Genomic DNA, 24,665 nt, shown 5'->3' on the forward strand with positions numbered 1-24,665 from the left:
GAGTTTGATATTAATGAATTTTGGGAGCATTTTAATACTGAAATGCATCAACGCTTTAACGAAGTAGCATATAATGCTTGGTTCAAACATACCAAGCCTATTTCTTTTGACCAGACCAGCCATGAATTAAAAATTGCCGTTCAAAATCCGGTAACCAAAGGCTATTGGGAAAAAAACCTATCTGCTCAATTAATTCAATCAGCATATGGTTATGCCAATATTGAAGTCATTCCGATTTTTCGAATTGAAGAAACTAGTAGCAGCGAGCGCTTAGTTACACCGAGTTCACAGTCAAAGATGCCAACGGGCCAGACACAAAAGACCACACCAAATGCGTTTGTCCGCAATCTTAAATTAAACGAAAAATATACTTTTGATAACTTTGTCCAAGGTGAAGGAAACAAGTTAGCTGCTGGCGCTGCATTAGCGGTTGCGGATAGCCCTGGTAGTTTTTATAATCCACTTTTTATTTTTGGTGGTGTGGGATTAGGTAAAACCCACCTAATGCAGGCCATTGGTCATCAAATGCTGGCTGAACGTCCAAATGCTAAAATCGTCTATATTCAAAGCGAAACTTTTGTTAATGATTTTATTAATTCCATCAAAAATAAAACGCAAGATCAATTTCGGGAAAAATACCGAACTTGCGATTTATTATTAGTCGACGACATTCAGTTCTTTGCTAAAAAAGAAGGAATTCAAGAAGAATTCTTCCATACTTTTGAAACGCTCTATAACGATCAAAAACAAATTGTCATGACTAGTGATCGCTTACCAACTGAGATTCCCGATTTATCTGAAAGATTAGTTTCTCGCTTTACCTGGGGTTTGCAAGTTGAAATTACTCCTCCGGACCTAGAGACGCGAATTGCAATTTTACGCAAAAAAGCGGAAGCAGAGAACCTCACTATTGATGACAACACCTTAGATTATATTGCTTCACAAGTTGATACTAACATTCGGGAACTAGAGGGGGCCCTGGTCAAAGTACAGGCACATGCCACAATTGAGCATGAAGATATTAATGTTAATTTAGCGCGTGAAGCATTGGCCGACCTCAAATTAGTACAAAAAAATCAAGGACTGCAAATTTCTAAAATTCAAGAAGTTGTTGCAAATTACTTTCAAACTTCAACTTTTGAGTTAAAAGGTAAGAAAAGAGTTCGACAAATCGTGATCCCACGCCAGATTGCCATGTATTTGTCACGTGAATTAACTGATTCTAGTTTGCCGAAAATCGGACAAGAATTTGGTGGTAAAGATCATACTACCGTGATGCATGCTTATGAAAAAATTAGCCAAGAAATTAAAACTAATTCTGATATTAAGACTGCAGTTTTTGATTTAAAGCAAATGCTCGATCACTAACCAAATTAATTATTGTGGAAAAGATATTGACTTATACACAACTTCTTAACCGTACGAATTACGTTATTTTAGGGTCAACTTACTTTTTCAACACAAATCACAGGACCTACTAATACTACTTAAATAAATATATAATTAATATATAAAGAAATTAGCCATTACAGGAGGCAATTATGAAATTTACTGTTAATCGAAATCTTTTTATCGATAATTTAAATAACGTCATGCACGCAATCTCTTCTAGAACAACGATTCCTATTCTCAGTGGTATCAAACTTAACCTATCTGAAAATGAATTACTGCTAACAGGTAGTGATACTGAAATATCAATTGAAATTCGCATTCCAGTCAGTGAAGATTTAAAAGTCGACTCTCCAGGATCAATTGTTCTACCTGCACGCTTTTTTAGTGAGATAATCAAGCGTTTGCCAGGTAAGGAATTTTCACTAGAAGTAAAAGAAAGCTTTCAAACCCAAATTGTTTCCGAGAATAGCGAATTTACGATTAATGGCTTAGATTCCAATACTTACCCAAGATTACCGGAAATTTCCGACGATTCCGCTTTTATAATTTCGGGAAAAACTTTCCGTGAAATTATCAATGAAACCCAATTTGCTGTTGCTACTCAAGAAAGTCGTCTCGTACTAACGGGCGTTCATTTTACCTTTAGTCCCAATAAGATTCATGCCGTTGCAACTGATTCACATCGCTTATCAAGTCGTGCTCTAATTTTAGATCAAGGTGCACAAACTGAAACTGATTTAATTATTCCGGGAAAAAGCTTATTAGAATTAGCGCGAATTATTGGTGAGACAGATCCTCAAATTAAAGTTTGTCCAGGTGAAAACCAAGTATTATTTGAAATTGGTAATATCTTATTTTATTCACGGTTACTTGAGGGCAGTTACCCAGATACAGCTCGGTTAATTCCAACTGAAAGTACAACTCAAGTTGAATTTGATTTGGCTGAATTATCTAGCGCACTTGATCGAGCAAGTTTATTGACCCATGCTGGACGTAATAACGTAGTTGATTTAACCTTAGATACAGAAAAGCAAAGTGTTAAATTATCGGGTGAGTCGGCAGAAATTGGTAATGTTGAAGAAAACGTAAGTTTTCGCCAACTAACTGGTAGCAATTTGAAAATATCATTTAACCCAGATTACTTACGTGATGCCTTGCGCGCGTCTGTATCTGATGCAGTAATTATGGAATTTACGCAACCTTTGCGTCCGTTTACTGTTAATCCAAATAAAACGGACATTGACTTTGTTCAATTAATTACCCCAGTTAGAACTTTTTAGAAAAAAAGCCATTAATTTAAGCTAATGGCTTTTTTTGTATGACCTTGTTAAAATGGTCAAGATGCGGGGCTGTATTTTATTTTTGAGTCCTTTACTATAAAATGTTTATTTTGAAAAACAGCGGTTATAGGGCTTTATATTGCCACTTAAGTTGTCTTTTAGTGATGAAACGAATATACTTAATATAAGAAATATTAGAAGTTTATAGTGGTGAAGGTGGATATTATTAAGGAATTTAAAGTAAAGGGCGAATATATTACCCTGAGTCAATTTCTCAAAGAAGAAAGTATCATTTCATCGGGTGGACAAGCTAAATGGTACTTGCAGGAAAATCCGGTTTTTCTTAATGGAGTCAAAGAGAATCGGCGTGGTAAAAAAATTAGACCGGATGATCAAGTTGAAATAGCTGACGAAACATATAAATTTCGGTAAGCAACAAAAAGATGTACCTTAAGCATTTTATTGCGCAACATTATCGTAATTTACACCAGTGCGATATTAATTTTGATCCTAACGTTAATATTTTTATTGGACAAAATGCGCAGGGAAAAACAAACTTGCTCGAAGCTATTTATTTTTTGGCATTAACTAGATCGCATCGTACAAATAACGACAAAGATTTAATTGCTTTTAAACAGGAGTATGCAAATATTTCAGGTCGTGTTTATAAAAGTCAGCTTGATTTGTCCTTGCGCGTCCTAATTACAAAAAAAGGTAAAAAAGCTTGGATCAATCGTATTGAGCAAGCCAAACTTTCTAAGTATGTTGGACAGTTAAATGCTATTTTATTTTCTCCTGAAGATCTAGAACTTATTAAAGGGGCGCCGGCTCTGCGGCGGCGTTTTATGGACCAAGAATTTGGCCAGATTGATGCAGAATATCTTTATTTTGCTGGTAAGTATAAGCAAGTATTACAGCAAAAAAATAATTACCTTAAGCAACTAGCTAGAGGTAGAACAAAAGATACTGTCTTCTTAGAGGTTCTATCTGATCAATTGGCTGGGGTAGCTGCAGAAATAATTGTAAGACGATTTAAGTTTTTAAGATATTTGGATAAATATGCTAAAGAGGCTTATAAGCACATTAGTTCAAGTGGGGAGCTGCTGCAAGTTATCTATAGACCTTCAGTTAGTGATATTACTAGTCATGATAGTTTAGAAGAAGTTTATCGTAAGCTGCGAGTTAGTTTTCAAAAAAATCAGACTAATGAAATTACGAAGGGAGCGACTTTAAGTGGTCCACACCGGGATGATATTGAATTTGAGTTAGATAATAAAGATGCTCATTTATATGGATCCCAAGGACAACAAAGGACAATCGCACTTAGTATTAAGTTAGCGGAAATACAACTGGTTCATCATTTAACAGATGAGTATCCGCTGCTGTTGCTTGATGATGTAATGAGCGAACTTGATCACAACCGTCAAAATGCGTTGCTAAATTATATTCATGGCAAAACGCAAACCTTTATAACAACAACAGATCTTGCAGGTATTTCCTGGGAAATAATAAAAAAGCCCAAAATATTTCGAATAAAGTCTGGAAAAATTTATTTAGAAGAAGGGAAATTGAATGGCCGATAATAAAAAAGAAAATATTGATCAAATTAAACAATATGAAAAAGAAGCTGATAAATATAATGCCAGTCAAATTCAAGTCTTAGGTGGACTTGAGGCTGTTCGTAAACGACCTGGGATGTATATTGGGTCAACTAGTTCTCAAGGATTACACCACTTGGTTTGGGAAATAATTGATAATGGTATTGATGAGAGCCTAGCCGGATTTGCCACTAAAATTGAAGTTACCATTAACGAAGATGGTAGTGTTACTGTTCAAGATGACGGACGTGGTATTCCGGTTGATATTCAAAAGAAAACAGGGCGTCCAGCATTGGAAACTGTTTTTACAGTTTTACATGCCGGTGGAAAATTTGGCGGTGGCGGATATAAGGTTTCTGGTGGATTGCATGGTGTTGGGGCATCGGTAGTTAATGCACTGTCAACTAAACTTGACGTTACCACTATGCGTGATGGCAAGAAGTATTACATTGATTTTGACCATGGTCGGGTTAATACTGAAATGAAGCTTGCAGGAACCGTACCGTCGAGTGTGCATGGAACAATTGTTCACTTTTTCCCCGACCCAGATATTTTTACAGAGACTACTTCATTTGATGATCAGGTATTGAAAAATAGGATTCGTGAGCTAGCTTTCTTGAATAAAGGTTTGAAGTTAACCTTTACTGATCAGCGAAAAGAAAGTGCTGAAACTGATGTATATCACTTTGAAGGCGGTATAAAAGAATATGTTTCATTTTTAAATAAGGGAAATGACGTTCTATTTACTGAACCAATTTATGTTGACGGCACTTACAATGACATTAATGTTGAAGTTGCCTTGCAATATACTACTGGGTATAAAACGACATTAATGACTTTTGCTAACAATATCCATACTTATGAAGGTGGAATGCATGAGGCTGGCTTTAAGACGGCCTTAACGAGAGTAGTTAATGATTATGCCCATAAGACCAAGTTGCTAAAGGATAATGATGACAATCTTTCAGGTGAAGATATTCGGGAAGGCATGACTGCTGTTGTTTCAGTTAAGCATCCAAATCCACAATTTGAAGGACAGACAAAAACTAAACTGGGCAATTCTGACGCTCGAACTGCGGTTGATCATTCATTTTCTGAAACTTTTAACAACTTTTTGTTAGAGAATCCGCAAGTTGCACGTAAAATAGTGGAAAAGGCGCAGTTAGCTGAAAGGGCACGGACAGCTGCTAAGCGAGCACGTGAAGTAACACGGAAAAAATCGGGCTTAGAAATTGCTAATTTACCTGGTAAATTAGCTGATAATACCAGTAATGATCCCAGCATTTCTGAATTGTTTATTGTTGAGGGAAATTCTGCCGGTGGTTCTGCTAAGCAAGGTCGGTCGCGGTTGACCCAAGCAATTTTACCAATTAGAGGTAAGATTTTAAATGTTGAAAAAGCATCAATGGATCGTATTTTAGCGAATGAAGAGATTAGATCTTTGTTTACAGCCTTAGGTACGGGTTTTGGCGCTGACTTTGATGTCTCTAAAGCAAGATACCATAAGCTAATTATTATGACAGATGCTGACGTTGATGGGGCTCATATTAGAACCTTGTTGCTAACCTTGTTTTATAACTATATGAAACCAATGATTGAAAAGGGATATGTTTATATTGCACGTCCACCTCTATATCAGGTGCGCCAGGGTAAAGTAATCAGATACCTTGATACTGATGAAGAGCTACATGATTACCTAGGTAGTCTCCAGCCTAGTCCTAAGCCAACGGTGCAACGCTACAAAGGATTAGGTGAAATGGATCCAGAGCAATTGTGGGAGACAACTATGAATCCCGAAAATCGTCGCCTTGATCGAGTTAGTCCTGAATATGCTAAAAATGTAGATGAAGTTTTTGAATTATTAATGGGTAATGAGGTAGCACCACGACGTAAATTTATTGAAGAAAACGCTAAATACGTTGAAAATATAGATGCATAGGGAGGTTTAAATGGATAACGACAATCAAGGTCAGGATCATCGAATAAGAAATGTTGACTTGACTAGCGTAATGAATAGTTCGTTTCTTGATTATGCCATGTCGGTTATTGTGGCTCGAGCATTACCAGATGTTCGGGATGGCTTAAAGCCAGTACAGCGCCGTATTCTTTATGGTATGAGTGAACTGGGAGTTACACCGGATAAACCATATAAAAAATCAGCTAGAATCGTGGGAGAAGTTATGGGTAAGTTTCACCCCCATGGTGATTCTTCGATTTATCTAGCGATGGCGCACATGGCCCAGGATTTTAGTTACCGCTACATGTTAGTAGATGGACATGGTAATTTTGGTTCGGTTGATGGTGATGAGCCAGCCGCAATGCGGTATACTGAAGCCCGCATGAGTAAAATTGCGGTTGAAATGTTACGGGATATTAATAAAAATACGATTGACTGGCAGCGGAATTATGATGATTCTGAGAATGAGCCGATTGTTTTGCCGGCTAGAATTCCGAACCTTTTGGTAAACGGTACAAGTGGTATAGCAGTAGGAATGACAACTAATATACCACCACATAATTTATCAGAAGTTATTAAAGGGATACATATGGTGATGGACAATCCCGATGTTACGACTAAGGAGTTAATGAAAGCAATTCCTGGACCTGATTTCCCAACGGGAGGGACAATCATGGGTCGTAGTGGCATCTATCGTGCTTATGAAACTGGCCGTGGTAATATTGTCGTACGGGCTAATACTGCCATTGAAACTGAAAAGAGTGGCCGAGAACGGATTGTTGTAACTGAGTTACCTTACTTAGTTAACAAGGCGGAATTAGTTAAAAAAATCGCTGATTTGGCGCGGGCTAAAACAATTGATGGTATAACCGGAGTTCGAGATGAATCCGATCAGACAGGAATGCGCCTAACTATTGATATTCGACGAGATGCTAGCGCAAGTGTTGTACTAAATAATTTGTTTAAGTTAACGCAAATGCAAGCAAATTTTGGGATGAATATGGTCGCGATTGTTGACGGCGCACCCCATTTTTTAAGCTTAAAACAAATGCTGGAATATTATCTTAAGCATCAAGAAGATGTTGTTACTCGTAGGACAAAGTTTGAGCTGGGTAAAGCTGAAGCTAGAGCTCACATTTTAGCTGGATTGAAGATTGCTTTAGATCATATTGATGAAATCGTACGAATTATTCGACAGAGTGAATCGAGTGATATTGCCAAAGCAGCTTTGATTAGTCGTTTCGGACTTGATGATAAGCAATCACAAGCTATCTTAGATATGCGTTTAGTACGTTTAACTGGCTTAGAGCGCGATAAAGTTGAAGAAGAATATAAAGAATTGCAAGTTAGAATTGCTGATTATAAGGATATTCTAGCTCATCGGGAGCGAATTAATGAGATTATCTATGAGGAATTATTAGAAACACAAAAACGTTTTGGTGATGAACGTCGCACTAAGATTGGCGATGGTGAAGTCATCTCAATCGAAGATGAGGATTTAATTGAAAAACAGGATGTTTTATTAACTTTAACCCATAGTGGCTATATCAAGCGGATGCTCATTAATGAATTTAAAACGCAAAATCGTGGTGGTAAAGGCATCAAGGGAATGGGAATTAAAGATGGCGACTTTATTGAAAAATTAATGTATTCCAGTACCCATGACTTGTTACTATTCTTCAGCAATAAAGGTAAAGTTTATTCTAAGAAAGCCTATGAAATTCCTGAATTTAGTCGGACCGCTAAAGGCTTACCAATAGTTAATTTATTGCAATTGGAAAAGGGAGAAAAGATTGAAACAATCGTTAATATCCCTGAAGATGCAAATGACCAATATTTATTCTTTATTACTAAGTTAGGAGTTGTTAAGCGCACTCATGTTAGTGAATTTGCTAACATCAGAAATAGTGGGTTGATTGCGTTGACTTTACGCGATGGCGATGAATTAACCAATGTTTTATCAACTGATGGTAAACAGGATATTTTAATTGGAACCCATTTAGGTTATGCAGTTCGCTTTAATGAAACCACAGTTCGTTCAATGGGTAGAACAGCTGCTGGCGTACGTGGTATTAACTTGCGTGCTAATGATTATGTAGTTGGATCTGGTGTTGTGAGTGATCAAGATGAAATTATGGTTATTTCTGAAAAAGGTTACGGCAAACGTACATCTGCTGCTGAATATCCAACTAAGGGGCGTGGCGGTAAAGGAATTAAAACTGCTAATGTTACTGAAAAGAATGGTCCCTTATCTGGCGTGACCGTAATTGATAGTACCCAAAATATTATGGTGATTACCAATGATGGTATTATGATTCGCTTTAAAATTGATGATGTTTCGCAAACTGGACGTAGTACAATTGGGGTTCGCTTAATTAAAGTTAATGCTGAAAATAAGGTAGCCAGTTTGGCAATAGTTCCAGCAGAAGAAGATCAAACAGTTGGTGAAAAAGAAAGCCAAGATGAGGACATAAAAGGCTAAGCCTCAACTATAAATTTTTAAAAAATTATCAGACATTTTGACGTATTTATTCTATGAAGAGAGTAAAATCTTTTGTAGGATCACGTGAAGATAGTTTGGTAATTTTTTAGTATTGTGCTAAAATTAGAGATTGTGAGTAATAAATTGATTACTTTCCTTGTTCTTGAATTTTAGCAAGAACCATTTAGTCCAAAAGGAGGTGCACTAGTATGACAACTACAAAGTACGAAATAACTTATATTATTAAGCCTGATATTGATGAAGAATCAAAGAAGGCGCTAGTTGAAAACTATGATAAAGTTATTACCAATAATGGTGGTACGATGGTTGAGTCAAAAGACTGGGAAAAGCGTCATTTTGCATACGAAATCAACAAATATCGTGAGGGAACTTACCATATTATGGTTTTCACTGCTGATAACGCAGATGCAGTTAATGAATTTGATCGTCTATCTAAGATTGATACTGCTGTTTTACGTTCAATGACTGTTAAATTAGATAAATAGGCAAAACGTTATCGTTTTCGTGATTTAGGAAAGGGAGGACCTATAGTATGATTAATCGAGTTGTACTTGTCGGCCGTTTAACACGTGATCCTGAATTACGTACTACTGGGAGTGGAATCTCGGTTGCTACGTTTACTCTTGCTGTTGATCGTCAGTATACTAACGCTCAAGGTGAGAGAGGAGCAGACTTTATCAGTTGTGTCATTTGGCGCAAGGCCGCAGAGAACTTCTGTAACTTTACGTCAAAAGGGTCACTTGTTGGTATTGATGGCCGGATTCAAACCAGAACATACGATAATAAAGATGGGCAAAGAGTATATGTGACTGAGGTTGTCGTTGATAACTTTTCACTGCTTGAATCACGCAAAGAGCGTGAAGCCCGTGGCCAAAATGGTGATTTTACACCGAATAATACCGGCAACTTTGGTAATCCAAATACCACTAGTTCGCCTAATATGGGAGCATCTAATCAAAATAACCCAATTAATAATCAGCCGGATGTAACGCAGGATCCGTTCGCTGGTTCGGGTGATACAATTGATATTTCGGATGACGATCTTCCATTCTAACTTTTAAAGAAAGGACCTAGGATATGGCTCAACAAAGAAGAGGCGGCCACCGTCGTCGTAAGGTTGACTTTATCGCAGCCAACCATATTGATTACGTTGACTACAAGGACGTTGATCTGTTGAAACGTTTTATCTCAGAAAGAGGTAAAATCTTACCACGTCGTGTCACTGGCACTAGCGCTAAGAATCAACGTAAAGTAGCTAAGGCAATCGAAAGAGCTCGCATTATGGGCTTGTTGCCATTTGTTACTGAAGACTAATTAGTCTAATAAAAATTTAAACGTACTAAGTTTTTGAAAACTTAGTACGTTTTTTAGTTAAGTATTAGAAAGTTTCTTATCCTGTAAATACAAGGTATAATAAAACTGATATGTTTTACATTACTTTAGGAAGGATCTTACATGAAAGATTTTTTACGTAATGAATTACCTGCTTTTGTTAAGGATTCACGGTTAACTGCTTCAGTAATTATCATTTTAGTTTTGTCTCTGTTAGGCAGTATTGTAGCGCTAATTATTAACCCTTTATTTGGGTTAGCAATGGGAGTAATTTTTATTCTCACGGTCGCGTGTGTTGTTTATGGTAGCTATATCCTTGCTGGTAATGCCAATAATTTCGCTGTTAATTTGTCTTATCGAATTAAGCGTAGTGAGCAAGAGGCGATGATTAAGATGCCACTGGGTATCTTGCTCTATGATGAAGACCGGCAAATTCAGTGGGTAAATCCATATTTGCAACTTTATTTAAAAGATGAGGATTTAATTGGGCATACGATTAAATCAGTTGATCCAGAGCTAGATAAGTTAATTGACGAGTCACTCAAAGCTAAAACTGCTGAAAATCATATTGTTAATTGGGATAACCATGAATTTGAAATGGTTATTCAAGGTGATTTAAATGTGGTCTATTTACTTGATATTACCCGTTATGCCAAAATTGAGCAAAAATATAATAATGAATTATTAGTGCTTGGCCAAATCTTTATTGATAATTATGATGAATTAAGTGAAACGATGAGTGATCAAGAACTATCGACAACTAGTTCCTATGTGCAAAATACTCTAAGTGAATATGCCCAAAATTATAATGCTTATTTAAAGCGAATTGATGAAGACCATTTTTTATTATTACTTCATATGCAAGATTTGACTAAAATGGAACAGGATAAGTTTTCAGTTTTAGACAAAATGCGCTTAGAAACTAGTCGTAATAATACTCCTTTAACCCTATCAATTGGAATAGCTTTTGGCAGTAGTTTGATTCTCGAACTTGCCAATCAAGCGCAATCTAACCTAGATTTAGCTTTAGGACGTGGCGGAGATCAAGTTGTTTTAAGCCAACCAGGGCAAGCAGCGCGTTTTTATGGTGGTAAGTCTAATCCGATGGAGAAAAGGACGCGCGTCAGAGCACGTATGGTCTCACAGGCAATTAGTGAGCTCTTTAAGGAAGCAGATCGGGTATTTGTGGTTGGCCATGCCAATCCTGATATGGATTCAATTGGTAGTGGCATTGGCGTGGTTAAGATTGCACGGCTGCACGGGGTGCAAGCTAACGTTGTTTTAGACTTAAATAAGACAAATTATGATGTTGGCCGGCTAGTTAATAAGTTGCAGCAAGCAAAGGAGAAGACTAATTTATTTATTTCAGCTAGTGCAGCCTTAGAAAATGTAACGGATAAGTCGGTATTAGTGATGGTTGATCATTCTAAATATTCGATAACCTATTCTAAAGAATTATATAATCGCTTGAAAAACAGAATTATTGTAATTGATCACCACCGCCGGGGGGAAGAATTTCCCGAAAATCCAATGCTAACTTATGTAGAACCATATGCTTCATCAGCTTGTGAATTGGTAACAGAAATGGTTGAGTATCAGCAGCCTAGTTCTGGCAAACGAGTCTTGACGGATCTTGAAGCAACCGCAATGCTAGCAGGGATTACAGTTGATTCGAAAGAATTTTCCTTGCGTACAGGGACCCGAACCTTTGATGCAGCGAGTTATTTGCGCTCAATTGGTGCTAGTTCTGTTGGGGTTAGCGAACTACTTAAAGAGGATATTGATAGTTTTTTAGAACGTACTCGTTTAGTTAGTAGCTTGAAAATGATCAAACCGCAGATGGCTGTTTTATGTGGACCTGATGATAAGATAATAGATTCAATTATTACTGCTCAAGCTGCAGATACAGCCCTTGATTTAAAAAATGTTGAGGCCAGCTTTGCGCTTACGCGTAGGAGTAAAGATACGATTGGTATATCAGCTCGATCAATGGGTGAAATTAATGTGCAAGTCATTATGGAAAAGCTTGGTGGCGGGGGGCACTTATCTAATGCAGCTACCCAAATAAAAGATGTATCTGTGAATGAGGCACTTGCCAAATTGGTTGAAGCAGTGGATACTTATGAGCAAGAAAATGAATAGTAAAGGAGAAAACAATGAAAGTTATTTTTACTGAAGACGTTAGAGGTCGTGGAAAACGTGGTGAAGTAAAGGAAGTCCCTGATGGCTATGCCCAAAATTATTTAATTAAGAGAGGCTTGGCTAAGGCGGCAACTAAGGCCAATATGCATACTTTAGAGCGGATCACTGCTAATGAAAAAGCTGCTTATGAAAGTGAAAAAGCTGAAGCTGAAAAAGTAAAGGCTCTTCTTGACCAAGATAAAACTGTGGTTAATTTTAAATCAAAGGCTGGTTCTGATTCACGTTTGTTTGGCTCAATTTCAAGTAAGCGAATTGTTGAGGGCTTGGAAGAGCAGTTTGGTATCAAGGTTGACAAGCGCAAATTAAACCTGCGTGAGCCGATTAAAACTTTAGGGTATACCAATGTACCTGTTAAGTTATTTAAAGGTGTAGAGGGTAAAATTCGCGTTCATATTACTGAACAAGATTAACATGTTCAAGTGCAAGCTGATAAAAGTGGTTTTAATTAATGGATAATATTATTTCGCAACAGGTACCACATGATGATGGAGCGGAAAAAGCAGTTTTAGGCGCAATTTTTATTAATCCAGCGGCAATAGCTGATGCCAGTGCTGAAGTTCAACCAAGTGATTTTTATAAAAAGGCTAACCAATTAATTTTTCAGGCAATGATAGATCTATCTGATCGTGAAGATGAGATTGATCCGGTCACTCTGCAGGATGAATTAACTAAGAAAAATCAATTGGATGATATTGGTGGAATTGCTTATGTTTCTGACCTGGCAATGGCAACGCCAACAGCTGCTCATATAGTGTATTATGCTAAAATTGTCCATCGCAAGGCACTATTGCGGCGTCTTATTTCTGCAAGTCAAAAAATCATAACTAATGCGATGCAAGATTCAGAAGATGTAACTGATATTCTGGATAATGCAGAAAGCGAAATTATGAATGTTTCCTCTGAAAATAATGCTAATGGTTTTCGGGGAATTAAAGAAATTGTCAATTCAACGATTGAAGAGATTAATCAAATCCCTGAAGATGGTAATATGGTTACAGGGATGCCGACAGGTTTTGTCGAATTAGACAAAATGACAACTGGATTTCATAACGATGAGTTGATTATTATTGCAGCTCGACCAGGTGTGGGTAAAACTTCTTTTGCATTGAATGTGGCACAGTATGTGGGCCTGCATGTTCATAAAACAGTAGCCATGTTTTCTTTAGAAATGAGTGGGGAGCAACTTGTTCAACGGATGTTATCTTCTGAGGGGCTAATTAATTCGCAACATCTGCGAACGGGACAATTGGATGAGGAAGAATGGCAAAAATTAGTTGTTGCCTCAGGCTCCTTAGCAACTGCGCAAATTTATATTGATGACACTCCAGGCATTAAAATGAGCGAAATTAGGGCCCAATCAAGGCGGCTGGCTAAGGAAACAGGCGACTTAGGTCTAATAGTAATTGATTATTTACAGTTGATTGAAGGCCCACGTAGTGAATCGCGGCAACAAGAAGTTTCAGCAATTTCTCGGCAATTAAAGAAGCTTGCTAAAGAAGTTCATGTCCCAGTTATCGCATTATCGCAATTATCGCGGTCAGTGGAACAGCGTCAAGATAAGCGGCCAATTTTATCAGATATTCGTGAGTCTGGCTCAATTGAACAAGATGCGGATATTGTTTCATTTTTATATCGAGATGACTATTATCATGATGAGGATCAAGAAGACGGTCCCCAACAGAATAGTGACCTTGATAATGAAAATGGTGAAGTAGAGGTCATTATTGAAAAGAATCGTTCAGGTAGCCGTGGAACTGTAAAATTAATGTTTTCCAAACCGTATAATCGCTTTTCAAATCTCGATTATAGTCACGATCAACCACCAAAATGAGTAACAATATAAATTATATGTGTTATTTAATAAACCTTTATAGATTACTAGTAATAACTAAAACTTGTAAAAAATAAAGCGTTTTTAGTGACAATGATTATAATAAATTGTACTATTAAGAGGTAAACATATTATTTTCGCTAATTTTTTAGGGAAAGGACATAATATTATGGCTGATAAAGGATTAAAAGATAAATTAGCTGGTAAGGCTAATGAAGTTAAAGGAAAAATGCAGCAGGCTGCTGGCAACGTAAAGGATAAGGCGCAAGAAGCAACCGAAAATGTAAAAGATAAAGTTGATGACGTTAAAGAAAATATGAAGAAATAACGCTCAACTACTGAAAAGGCGAAGGACATGATTGTCCTTCGCCTTTTTCTGTTTCATGTGAAACACTAATGAGCTTTGTTTTTAACTTTTATTGGTAATTTAAGCTGGGGATGGTCTGAATCATAAAATTCATAAAATATGGGAGCTACTGCAGAATCATTGCTTTTAGGGTAAAGTTCATAGTTATTTGCCATTAAAGGTAAAGTCATATTGTTTTTATATGAATCCCAAATACTGGTAAAAATTTGGGTGAGCAATTTGCGTTCTTGTGGTTCAAGCGCCAGTAAAGCACGACTTAACCGATAAGTACCCACTAATTTATTGTTGGTCAGTTGATGCAACTCATTAATATCCATGTTTTCAAATGCTTCAAATAAATCAGCAAAAGCTTCGCCGCGTCTTTCTTTAGGAATCGAATTATTAAAATTAATCAGTGCATGTCGAATTACCCGACTGCCTGCAGATAATCCTTCAGCTAAAGTAAAACTATCGCGAGCAACGGACCAACGACGTGGATCGTGTTGATTGCGCATGGGGGCAGTACTTTTAACAACTAAAGTTTGTTCAGGATGATCGAGCATAGCACCAAAAACTGATCCCTGTGGAATGTAAGTTTTCATCTGGGGTAGGACACGTTTAAAACCGTCACTGGTATATACCTTACGAAAGAAGCCCGGGCCATCAAAATTAATTGCTTTGATAACTCTTTTTTGAATGTTGGCATCAACTGCACTTAGTGCATATTGAGCAAAATTTCCCCCTTTTGAATGACCTACAAGATAAATCCGTTTATCTGAAAATTGCTTAGCAATTGTTGTTAGATATTCAGCAGCAACATTTTGCCCATAAATTTCTGGCAAATAGTTCATGCGCATATCTTCTTTCCAGCCAATCATTGAGCCATCAGTACCACGAAAGGCAATAACAATTGTGTTATCGTCAATAATAAATGTAGCTGCACTAAATTGGAGGGGATGTGGTTCCTTCTCCAAGCGCGTAGTCCAGTCAAGAATTTTTATCTCACCTATGCGCGGGCTTTCAGCAAGTAATAAAATTTCAGCAGCAGTTTCGGAATGCATTTGATGTTGAAAAGAGGGTAAGCTCTGCAACTTTTTGGCTAACTCACCAAGTGTATGGTTAACAACAGAATTGTCGGCAGGTAAGTATGCTAAGGATGCTAATAAAGAGGCATCGACACTGTTGAACGGCTTTTCGGTAAATAGTAAGTCACCACGCCAACGTAAATAATCAAGTGAATTAGACATAAAATTACCCCTTTCTGATATATAACTACATTTTAAATTGATTTGGTCCGTAATGAAAAAATAAGGACAAAAAAACAATAGAATTAACTATTGCTTAATGTTTATTATTTAATGATTTACCCATTAGTTGTATAACTAATTCGTTTAATATCCGAATATTTGCGCAAAGCCATAATAATATTATTTTCATCAATATTATTATTAATAATGCCATCAACAACAAAGATAATTCGTTCATCACTGACATCCATTATTTTTACAGAAATACTTTCAACGTGATTAGCAGTCAACTCATGCTCAATTGTTTGTAGAATATGCGGTTTATTGACAGTTTCAATTTGAATATTAAAGCGAATATGACGAATAATTCTATCTATTAAATTATCATCATGAAACAGCATTTGTACGATAAACAAGAGCAAGGTAGCTGTAATACCCAATAAATAAAGTCCAGAGCCGATGGCTGTCCCGATAGCTGCTGTAGCCCAGATACCGGCTGCAGTTGTTAGACCGGAAATTTGCTGCTTTTTTATTAAAATAGTTCCAGCACCGATAAAGGAAATTCCAGTAACAATTTGAGCAGCAATTCTTGAAGGGTCTAAGGCAATGTTAGACATCTTAAGTAGATCGTTAAAGCCATATTTAGAAATTATCATGAATAATGAAGATGAAAAGGCAACAACAATATGGGTTCTTACCCCTGCACTTTTTCTTTGAATAGCGCGCTCATAACCAATTAAAGCACCGCATAAGGAAGCGACGATAATCCGCAATATCCAAGAAAATTCTGTAGCGAATGGTATTAAAATAGCCATTATATTCCTCCTTTTTTAAATCCAAATTTAATTATACGCTTAATAACAGAGATAGTATTGTAGTTAAGAAAAAATAAAAAAAAGCAAAAAAGGACTTGCATATTAGCAACTAATATGGTTAAATAAATATCGTTGTTGAGTTAACAACGCTGACTTAGCTCAGTTGGCAGAGCACGTCACTAGTAATGATGAGGTCGGAGGTTCGAATCCTCTAGTCAGCATTAGACGAACAACTTAATAGTTTTCAAGTCTGTTATCGAAGCTTTAAAAAGCTTATGATGACAGGATTTTTTGTTACTTTTGAATATTTTTTAATATTTAAAAATAATTGTGAATACTTCATTTCGCCACAAAAAATGCCACACAAAATTTCAGTGTGGCAACTGTGTGGCAAGAATCTATAGAAGGTTGATATGATAGGCTTTTTTTAGTGTATAAAAATAAGGCATCTGTATATATGTAAAAAATAAAAGGCTCTTATCTACGAAAAAATAGGTAAGGGTCTCTTTAATTTGGTATGAAACATTTCATTATAAATCTTTGTACTTATTATAGTATTCTGTCAAAAAATCTATTTGTTTCTTTAGAGCTGTTACAATTCTTTGATTATGTTCCTCTTCAGATTCTGAAAGTTGTTTAGACATTATTACATCTACTATATCTTGGTTATTCTGATTATTTTGAATTAAGAATTTTCCAATATCTGATTCAGACCTTAATTTTTCTACAATTGGCATCAATTTAATTAATATTCTCATTTGGAATTGTTTATCATCTTGAATGCCTTCTAAGCTACTTAAAAAGTCTTGGTCTTCAATTAGTTGTTTAAAACAGCCTTTCCAAAATTCTTTTATTGTAGGATTTAATTTGTAAGGTCCTCCATTAGGATAAAAGCTTAATGGAACCATAGCTTGTCCAGTGTACATTAGATATTCAGTTACATATTGACGAAGTTGACCATTGTCAAAATTTATCTTGTTATGGAAGTCAAAGTATCTTTTATGGATATCTTCAATTAGCTTATCAACTATTTCAGTTTTTCTAATACCTTTACCTTTTAAAAAATCAGTAGAAACGCCAAAATAGTTTGCCATTTGTTGCCATTTTAATTCACTAGGATTCCTTAGATTATTTTCATATTTAGATAAAGCATCTTTAGATACATTAATTCCGCGTCCATCAAAGATGTCTGCTAATTGTTGTTGTGTGAATCCTTGTTTTTCACGCATTTCTCTAATTCTGTTTTTCATAATAGTCCTACTTTCTAATCTATAGTCATTATAGCAGACAAAATTGACAAAAAAATACTTATTTGTTGACAGAATATAGTTATATGGTAATCTATTGATAGACAGATTAGACATTATCAGACAGAAGAGCAAAAATGTAAATCTGTAGATATCCATATTAAAAGTATTTTGAAAGGAGAGATTAATATGGTAGTAAATAATAATATTACAAAACAGGGTGAATTACTTTCTACCTTTAACGACAGTAGTAGTAAAAGAACTCCAATTCAATCGGCATTAACACGACCGCTGGTTGAAGCCATTGGTAAATGTTTCTTATTACTAAGTGGAACAACAGAGGAAGTACAAGATCCAAATGATGAAGCTAAAACACTTCCGCGTGCTGTATATGAAGTAAGAGTTGTTAGCTCTAGGACAAGACTACCAATTGGAACAGTATTAACCGTCAAGATTAAAGGCAGTGAAAGTGTAATTAATGAAGAGGAAAATAAGAAGTTATTACTAGGATTGGAGAAGAATAAAGTAGTAGCATTCGATGATCTTAGCCATTGGAACTTTAATGGTAATGAAGGGTTATCTGCCTCAAATATCCGAGTATTAGAAGTTAGCCCTCAAGAAGCAATGAACTTATAGAGGTGATTATATGACGAGCAAAAAAATAGTTTTGGATACAAAAAAACTGCTAGGTGATCCTAACAGTTTGAAAATGGTAACGCTGGCAACTTTAGCTTTATCAATTGGCGTTGAATATAAAGTTGCACCTCATTTGTTGAGTAGTGGTAATTATACTGCTCTTGCATATCCATTTTTACTACTCATTATACCCTTAAGCTATCCTTGTTGGAAATAGATTAATCTCTATATCATTAACTATAAGATTTATAAGCAATTAATGCGTATTATTCATTCTGAACAACTTATAGATTATGCAGAGAAAAAAGAAACATCCACTTTCAATGAAAGAAAGGTTGAATATGGTGCCAAAATTATCTATGAAGAAACTACGAAAGGTACTTACATTACTGTTTATCCTAATGGAATCAAGCATGCTGATGCAACAAGAAGCTTAAATAGCAGATTAGAAGAAACTTTTAACATGAATGTCCTATCAGTAGATCACCAGTTATCTTATACAAGATATCTGTTAAGAAGCGTTGATAAGCAACAAATGAGGGTTACAGAAGATGCATTCTAATTTTGAAATTCAGCTAGATAAAAATACTAATTTTAGTCTTAAAGGTTCGGGTGGGCTTCTTATCGTTGGTCGAAGTGGTTCAGGAAAAACTAATACGACCACGTATATTATGCTTAAGGCGTTGTCTCAATGTGATTGTGGTCTTTATATAGTAGATGCTAAAAGAGCAGATATGTATGGGCTTAGTCATTTTTTGAATAATGGTGAGAAGGTAGTAGCAAGTACTACTAACCAGATAGCTAGATTACTAAGAATCATTAACGAGAATATGAGCGCTAGATATGAGCACTTCAAGAATGGAAAATGGGGTCAAGACTTTTCTGAATATGGCTATCGACCATATCTATTAGTTATTGATGAAGTCTCTGCGATGCTTGCTGAAGCAGGTAAAAACAAGAAAGAAATCATGGGAGAACTTCGCCAAATTATTCTACGTGGACGGCAAGCGGGAATATTTACCCTAATTTCTGGGCAGAGAATTGATGCGACTATCCTAGATCGTGATATTACCTTACAGTTAGGTACGCGAATCGTTATGGGACAAGCAGACTCGGAAACTTATCGAATGGCTTATCCAATGGTAAAAGATATTAAGGCGTTACCATTAATACCAAATAAGCCAGGATATGGGCTTATCTATTCAGATGGACAGGAGATAAGCAACCCTACTCCATTTGTATCACCTGATATGACAAATATAGATGTACCAATGGTAATTACTCGGCTAGAAAATAATTTTGACGCATCAAAATATGTCGATGAATCTAGTTATTGGAAGTTCTAATTTGATTTAGTTGCCAGCTGGCGGGAGACGGAGTCGCACGAATGGGATGTCCAAGCGTGAGCGGGCTGGCAACACCCACTTAATAATATGGGTGTTACGGAAAGATGATTATCATGAAGCAGACAGCGAATATTAAAATTGATCAGCTTCGATTGAACATACCTTATGAGTATGTCAATCGAGTTGAGTGTAATAATGGTGAAATACCTAATGAAGCCATATTAGCTGATAAGCTTTTACATTTAAATTGGCTTTTCCATGAGACATCAGCTGGTAAGGGTCATAACGGCTATACGACTTCGTATAACTTTGGCTCTGATACAGGCGTTTCCGTAATGTGGAATCAAGCGCGTAAGGATATGGGAATCTTAATCGAATTCACCGCTTCTGGAAAAGCATTGTATGAAAGTCTAGCTGAAATGCATGGCTTAAAAGTCGATTGGTATCAGATCATAAAAAAGCTATATCAAGAATATGATGGGCATCTATCACGAATTGACATTGCAACGGATCTAATGAATTATGGCTTTTCTGTCAATGACATTAGTCTAAGATTGAAAGATCAGAAATCCTATTTCTTAAATGCTCAGGGGAATAAAATCAGCTCTAATCGATTCAAAATAGTTGGCACAACCAATGAGGCCCAAACTCTATATGTTGGCAGTCGAAAAAGTGATGCCTTCTTAAGAATTTATGATAAGAAAATTGAACAATCTAGACCAGATGGGCTTTATAGAACTTTAGCTTGTGAGTGTGCAGATTGGGTCAGAGTAGAAGGCGAATGTAAACATCGTCTTGCAAAAGAAATTGGAACTTTAATTTCGGGTTTAAATACAGATAATATTTATCCCTATTTAGTCGGTTGCGTTCTAGAGAGATGGTCATTAGTTGATAGCCTGGAGGAATAATGGCAGATGAAAAATTACATTCTTCTAAGGAATGGCAAGTCTTAAAAGATTTGGCTAAGGGAAATGGCTTGCAGGAAATTGAAAAGCCATAATTAGATGCAACGCTAAATAGAAAAGTTACTTGGTTTCTCTATAATGGCGCAGGTGGTGTTTTAACATTGATTAAAGAAGTATTCGGTGATGATGGACTAAAAGATTTTTATGATTTTATCAATTGCTTTCTGTCAAATTCAGATACTCTAGGTCATTATTACCACTCAGACAAAATTGATAATGATATTGCGTCTATTAGAGATGCTGTTCAAGAATTAGATTTTAAAAAGTATTTGTCGAATCTAAAGCAAGAACTTATAGAACAAGACAAAAAGAAAGGACGATAACAATGTTTGGCAAGGAATTACTTAATGCCCGACAAATCGCTAAAGAGTTAGGGATTAGCTATACATATTTCTTCAAAATTAGAAAAGAAGGTTGCCCTTACCATCAATTAGGCAATCAAGGCCGTAAATATTACGTCTTAAAAGAAGTACAGGACTGGTTATTAGTAAATAGTCAAAGGTAAGTGAGGGCGTGGCAATATGCTAGGCCTTTTATGGAGAAAGAATATGGCGATTACACAAATTAAATCAGGAAAAAATGAGTGTAAGTATAGGGTTAGAATTCAGCCAACTGATAATGAAACTGGTAAAACAATACCTGTACCTAGTAGAGTTACTAAGACAAGCAGTAAACGTGAGGCAAAACGACTGGAGGAGCAAATGTGGGTTGAATATCGCGCGCGTCAAGAAGTTAATTTAAATGTGTTAAATCAGCCACTTTCGATAACATTGAATAATTATGTTGAAGAAGAGAGAGCTTCGGGATGCTGGTCATCTATTACTACTTATGATAATTGGAAATATACTGTTAAACTTGTTTCTCAATATTTCGGTAGGAAAAAAGTTAAAGACATTAAGGAAAAAGATATGCGTAATTTCGCTAGAAATTATGTTAAGACTCATAAAACAACTGTAGCCCCTCATACCACGGTAGACAGGCAGTTACAGAATTTGAGGGGATATTTTTCAACTTTGAATGATGTGGGAATTACGAGAAACCCCGTTCCAATGAAACCATTATCTAAATTCTTTAGACGTGATGAGATGAGCTTAGCTACAAAAAAGTATGTTTTTACTAGTAGTGAAATTGAAGCTCTTAAAGCAGAGATTTATAAAGAACTAGGAATATGTAGAGTAAATTATTGGACTACACGGATTGCTATTTTAATAGCATTAGATACGGGTATGAGACCGCAAGAAATTCAAGCACTAAAGTGGAATCAAATTATTAATGATGGAAAATTTAAAGTGTTTCAAATAAATGATTCCTGGAGTGAAAAGGAAAAGCATCTTAACGGTCATTTGAAGAGTAGACCACGTGGAGAATCTAGACTAACCCTCCCTCTTTCTGAACCACTTTTGCAGTTATTGAAGAAGTTTCATCACCATCAGTTAGAATTACTTAAAGAGAATAGTTTGCTTAATCCAAATGAAAGAATATTGTTAAATATTACAGATTATAGTTTATGTTCTTTAGGTTATCCTATAACTCAAAAGAGTATGAATGAGATGTTGAAAAAGCTCTGTAAGAAAGTAAATACTCAAAATAATGATTTGAATGTAACGATGTATACTTGTCGTCATACAGTTGCAACTAAGTTGGGTAATACTCCAGGTATGTCATATCCGTGGGCGGCAAGTAGATTGGGACATTCTTTAAAGATGTTTATGCGGACTTATGTCCATGTAGATGAAGATAAGAATGAGGAAATGCTAGATTTAATTAGTAATTAACAAATAGGACTAGAAAGCTCTAGTCCTATTTTTGGTGATTTTAAATACTGATATAATGAATAAAGATAAAGAATAAAAGAGGAAAAGTATATGGCTGCAATAGATGACTTAATTGAACAAATTAAGGATAAGAATTTAAGGAAACGAATTCAACAAGAAGCGAATAGAATTAGAAATAATAAAAAACTTGGATTGGTCTTTGAAAATCATATGGTAGAGGCTACCCCTTTATATGATGTAAAAGTAAAAAAGGGATCTAAAGTTGCATTTAAAGATGGAAATATCTCTGATATGTACTATGTTGTTGAAATTAATGGTCAAAATGCTTTATGTCAAAATATTAAGGATCATACAAGGATTGAAACTAAAAAAGATAATTTAATTACGGTTGCTGAATTCGGGGATCCAATATTTCCGTACTTAAAAACTATTGATAAGGTAAAAAATGCGCCAAATTCTAGCTTGTGGCATACGCTTATTGAAGCTGATAATTACCATGCGTTACAGTTACTAGATTATCTATATGCAAGAAAATTAGACGTAATTTATATTGATCCACCATACAATAGTCGATCAAAAGATTGGAAATATAATAATGATTACGTTGATAAAAGTGATTTATATAAGCATAGCAAGTGGCTATCTTTTATGAAAAAAAGACTAGTTCTTGCTAAGAAACTATTAAAACCTGAAGGTTCTGTACTGATTGTTACTATAGATGAAAAGGAGTATTTACGTTTAGGACTTTTATTAGAGGAATTATTTCCAGAAGCTCATATTCAAATGATTACAACTGTAATTAATCCTAGTGGTACCGGTAGAATGAATGAATTCTCAAGAGTAGATGAATATATATTCTTTGTTATGATCGGAAATGTTCAAATAGCAAAGACTTCAGATGATATGCTATTTTCAGAAAATAAAAAGAAAAGCTCTAGAATTAAAGGTGGTCTTTCCTGGGAATCTTTTTTGCGTAGTGGACAAAGTAATATACGAAAAAAAGAAACAAAATTATGTTATCCAATTTTAGTAGATGAAAAGAAACTAAAGGTCATTGATTGTTTACCACCACTGAAGGGAGCAAATCCTGAAACACCGAAATATATCAATGGCTATAGAGCTATATATCCAATAAAAAAAGATGGAAAATTAGGAATCTGGAGATTAGTTTCTTCGAGCTTTAAAGAACTATTGAATAAGGGTTATGCGTATATATCGAGTTATGATTCAAAAAATGATAGATATGCGTTGAAATATTTATTAGCTGGTACAATTAAAAGAATAGATAATGGTGAAATTCATGTAAAAATGGGACCCGAAGGACATGTGATTTCCGATGATGAATATGTACCATATACAATGCCTAAAACGGTTTGGAATAAGAGCTCTCATAATGCAGGAAAATTGGGCTCAGATGTTTTAAATAAAGTGATAGGTGAAAAGCGATTTGATTATCCTAAATCTGTTTATGCAGTTGAAGATACAATTAACTTTTTCGTTAAAAATAATCCGAATGCTCTTATTTTAGATTTCTTTGCTGGATCAGGTACAACTTTACATGCAGTCAATTTGTTGAATAGACGTGATGGCGGGCATAGAAGATGTATTATGGTAACGAATAATGAAGTATCTTATGATGAATCTCAGACGTTATCTAATGAAGGCTATAAACCAGGTGATCAGGAATGGGAACGATTAGGTATAGCACAATATGTGACTTGGCCAAGAACTGTATGCAGTATAAAGGGCGAAGACTTAAAAAAGAATAAAATAAAAGGGAAATATATCGATGAAAATACAGCAATGTCAGATGGTTTTAAAACAAATGCTATATTTTTTAAGCTGGGATTTTTAGATCGAAATTCTGTTGCGTTAGGACAGCAGTTTAGAAAACTATTATCGATACTTTGGATGAAAGCAGGGAGTATTGGTGAATGTCCATCTATTGCTAACGATACTGCGTTACCAAATTATATGATTCTTCCTAAAAACAAGTTTGCTATTTTGTTAAATGAAAGAAATTATCATGAGTTTATTAATAAAATTTCTGATGATTCAAATATTGAAACAGTATTTATAGTAACGAATTCCGATGATGCTTATCGTGAAATGATTAGCAATCTAGAAAAGAAGGAAACATATCAATTATATAAAGATTACTTAGATAACTTTAGAATAAATATTAGAGGTTAA

Annotated in this window: 25 protein-coding genes and 1 tRNA gene; 23 read left to right on the top strand and 3 right to left on the bottom strand. The window is 35.6% G+C overall.

Annotated elements, in window-relative coordinates; genetic code table 11:
• The 13 genes from dnaA to F5ESL0230_RS00065 all read left to right on the top strand — a co-directional run.
• A partial coding sequence (dnaA, locus tag F5ESL0230_RS00005) for a chromosomal replication initiator protein DnaA (protein WP_233551624.1) occupies window positions 1-1,368 on the top strand: 1,368 nt, incomplete at its 5' end.
• A gap of 173 nt (window positions 1,369-1,541) precedes the next feature.
• Window positions 1,542-2,672, top strand: a complete 1,131-nt coding sequence (gene dnaN / locus F5ESL0230_RS00010; RefSeq protein WP_122021067.1) for a DNA polymerase III subunit beta — start codon at window positions 1,542-1,544, stop codon at window positions 2,670-2,672.
• Window positions 2,673-2,882: 210 nt separating this feature from the next.
• Complete coding sequence (gene yaaA, locus F5ESL0230_RS00015; RefSeq protein WP_305019947.1) at window positions 2,883-3,104, top strand: S4 domain-containing protein YaaA; 222 nt, start codon at window positions 2,883-2,885, stop codon at window positions 3,102-3,104.
• Window positions 3,105-3,115: 11 nt separating this feature from the next.
• Complete coding sequence (gene recF / locus F5ESL0230_RS00020) at window positions 3,116-4,255, top strand: DNA replication/repair protein RecF (protein ID WP_122021068.1); 1,140 nt, start codon at window positions 3,116-3,118, stop codon at window positions 4,253-4,255.
• A complete protein-coding gene (gyrB, locus tag F5ESL0230_RS00025) occupies window positions 4,245-6,209 on the top strand; it encodes a DNA topoisomerase (ATP-hydrolyzing) subunit B (protein ID WP_122021069.1) in 1,965 nt (654 codons plus the stop codon). The genes recF and gyrB overlap by 11 nt, the downstream gene beginning before the upstream one ends.
• 10 nt (window positions 6,210-6,219) lie before the next feature.
• Window positions 6,220-8,709, top strand: a complete 2,490-nt coding sequence (gene gyrA, locus F5ESL0230_RS00030) for a DNA gyrase subunit A (RefSeq protein WP_122021070.1) — start codon at window positions 6,220-6,222, stop codon at window positions 8,707-8,709.
• A 209-nt stretch (window positions 8,710-8,918) separates the two neighbouring features.
• The gene (rpsF, locus tag F5ESL0230_RS00035; RefSeq protein ID WP_090093300.1) at window positions 8,919-9,215 is read left to right on the top strand and encodes a 30S ribosomal protein S6; all 297 of its coding nucleotides are present in this window, start codon (window positions 8,919-8,921) and stop codon (window positions 9,213-9,215) included.
• 47 nt (window positions 9,216-9,262) lie between these two features.
• Complete coding sequence (gene ssb, locus F5ESL0230_RS00040) at window positions 9,263-9,784, top strand: single-stranded DNA-binding protein (protein WP_118895857.1); 522 nt, start codon at window positions 9,263-9,265, stop codon at window positions 9,782-9,784.
• A gap of 23 nt (window positions 9,785-9,807) precedes the next feature.
• A complete protein-coding gene (gene rpsR, locus F5ESL0230_RS00045; protein ID WP_090093298.1) occupies window positions 9,808-10,044 on the top strand; it encodes a 30S ribosomal protein S18 in 237 nt (78 codons plus the stop codon).
• A 141-nt stretch (window positions 10,045-10,185) separates the two neighbouring features.
• Window positions 10,186-12,204: a DHH family phosphoesterase gene (locus tag F5ESL0230_RS00050; RefSeq protein ID WP_122021071.1), complete on the top strand. Its 2,019-nt coding sequence runs from the start codon at window positions 10,186-10,188 to the stop codon at window positions 12,202-12,204.
• Window positions 12,205-12,218: 14 nt separating this feature from the next.
• Entirely contained in the window at window positions 12,219-12,674 is a 456-nt protein-coding gene (gene rplI / locus F5ESL0230_RS00055) for a 50S ribosomal protein L9 (protein ID WP_122021072.1), read from the top strand.
• A gap of 38 nt (window positions 12,675-12,712) precedes the next feature.
• Complete coding sequence (gene dnaB / locus F5ESL0230_RS00060) at window positions 12,713-14,095, top strand: replicative DNA helicase (protein ID WP_090093293.1); 1,383 nt, start codon at window positions 12,713-12,715, stop codon at window positions 14,093-14,095.
• A gap of 169 nt (window positions 14,096-14,264) precedes the next feature.
• Entirely contained in the window at window positions 14,265-14,423 is a 159-nt protein-coding gene (locus tag F5ESL0230_RS00065) for a YtxH domain-containing protein (RefSeq protein ID WP_122021073.1), read from the top strand.
• 65 nt (window positions 14,424-14,488) lie between these two features.
• Here F5ESL0230_RS00065 and F5ESL0230_RS00070 read toward each other — a convergent pair whose 3' ends face one another.
• Together F5ESL0230_RS00070 and F5ESL0230_RS00075 are read right to left on the bottom strand one after the other, a co-directional pair.
• Window positions 14,489-15,688, bottom strand: a complete 1,200-nt coding sequence (locus F5ESL0230_RS00070) for a DUF2974 domain-containing protein (RefSeq protein WP_122021074.1) — start codon at window positions 15,686-15,688, stop codon at window positions 14,489-14,491.
• 116 nt (window positions 15,689-15,804) lie between these two features.
• Window positions 15,805-16,503 (bottom strand): MgtC/SapB family protein, encoded by a 699-nt coding sequence (locus F5ESL0230_RS00075; protein WP_122021075.1) that lies wholly within the window; start codon window positions 16,501-16,503, stop codon window positions 15,805-15,807.
• Window positions 16,504-16,651: 148 nt separating this feature from the next.
• Here F5ESL0230_RS00075 and F5ESL0230_RS00080 point away from each other — a divergent pair.
• A tRNA-Thr gene (locus tag F5ESL0230_RS00080) sits at window positions 16,652-16,724 on the top strand.
• A gap of 309 nt (window positions 16,725-17,033) precedes the next feature.
• Here the strand turns inward: F5ESL0230_RS00080 and F5ESL0230_RS00085 are convergent.
• Complete coding sequence (locus tag F5ESL0230_RS00085) at window positions 17,034-17,753, bottom strand: helix-turn-helix transcriptional regulator (RefSeq protein WP_158593038.1); 720 nt, start codon at window positions 17,751-17,753, stop codon at window positions 17,034-17,036.
• 186 nt (window positions 17,754-17,939) lie between these two features.
• Between F5ESL0230_RS00085 and F5ESL0230_RS00090 the strand changes: the two genes are divergently transcribed.
• The 9 genes from F5ESL0230_RS00090 (at window position 17,940) to F5ESL0230_RS00125 (ending at window position 24,665) form a co-directional block, all read left to right on the top strand.
• Window positions 17,940-18,386: a hypothetical protein gene (locus F5ESL0230_RS00090; protein WP_122021077.1), complete on the top strand. Its 447-nt coding sequence runs from the start codon at window positions 17,940-17,942 to the stop codon at window positions 18,384-18,386.
• A gap of 10 nt (window positions 18,387-18,396) precedes the next feature.
• A complete protein-coding gene (locus F5ESL0230_RS08500; RefSeq protein ID WP_233551625.1) occupies window positions 18,397-18,603 on the top strand; it encodes a hypothetical protein in 207 nt (68 codons plus the stop codon).
• A 42-nt stretch (window positions 18,604-18,645) separates the two neighbouring features.
• Window positions 18,646-18,948, top strand: a complete 303-nt coding sequence (locus tag F5ESL0230_RS08505; RefSeq protein ID WP_233551626.1) for a hypothetical protein — start codon at window positions 18,646-18,648, stop codon at window positions 18,946-18,948.
• Complete coding sequence (locus F5ESL0230_RS00100; RefSeq protein ID WP_122021078.1) at window positions 18,938-19,732, top strand: FtsK/SpoIIIE domain-containing protein; 795 nt, start codon at window positions 18,938-18,940, stop codon at window positions 19,730-19,732. The genes F5ESL0230_RS08505 and F5ESL0230_RS00100 overlap by 11 nt, the downstream gene beginning before the upstream one ends.
• Before the next feature lie 113 nt (window positions 19,733-19,845).
• Window positions 19,846-20,640: a replication initiation factor domain-containing protein gene (locus F5ESL0230_RS00105; RefSeq protein WP_122021079.1), complete on the top strand. Its 795-nt coding sequence runs from the start codon at window positions 19,846-19,848 to the stop codon at window positions 20,638-20,640.
• Window positions 20,641-20,798: 158 nt separating this feature from the next.
• Window positions 20,799-21,020, top strand: a complete 222-nt coding sequence (locus F5ESL0230_RS08510) for a hypothetical protein (protein ID WP_233551627.1) — start codon at window positions 20,799-20,801, stop codon at window positions 21,018-21,020.
• Between the two features lie 2 nt (window positions 21,021-21,022).
• Window positions 21,023-21,202 carry an AlpA family transcriptional regulator gene (locus tag F5ESL0230_RS00115; protein WP_122021080.1) on the top strand — a complete coding sequence of 60 codons (180 nt, stop codon included), beginning with the start codon at window positions 21,023-21,025 and terminating at the stop codon, window positions 21,200-21,202.
• A 43-nt stretch (window positions 21,203-21,245) separates the two neighbouring features.
• Entirely contained in the window at window positions 21,246-22,472 is a 1,227-nt protein-coding gene (locus F5ESL0230_RS00120; protein WP_122021081.1) for a tyrosine-type recombinase/integrase, read from the top strand.
• Window positions 22,473-22,562: 90 nt separating this feature from the next.
• Window positions 22,563-24,665: a DNA methyltransferase gene (locus F5ESL0230_RS00125; RefSeq protein ID WP_122021082.1), complete on the top strand. Its 2,103-nt coding sequence runs from the start codon at window positions 22,563-22,565 to the stop codon at window positions 24,663-24,665.

Source organism: Lactobacillus sp. ESL0230 (genome assembly GCF_003692805.1).
In the GTDB taxonomy this organism is placed as follows: domain Bacteria; phylum Bacillota; class Bacilli; order Lactobacillales; family Lactobacillaceae; genus Lactobacillus; species Lactobacillus bombicola.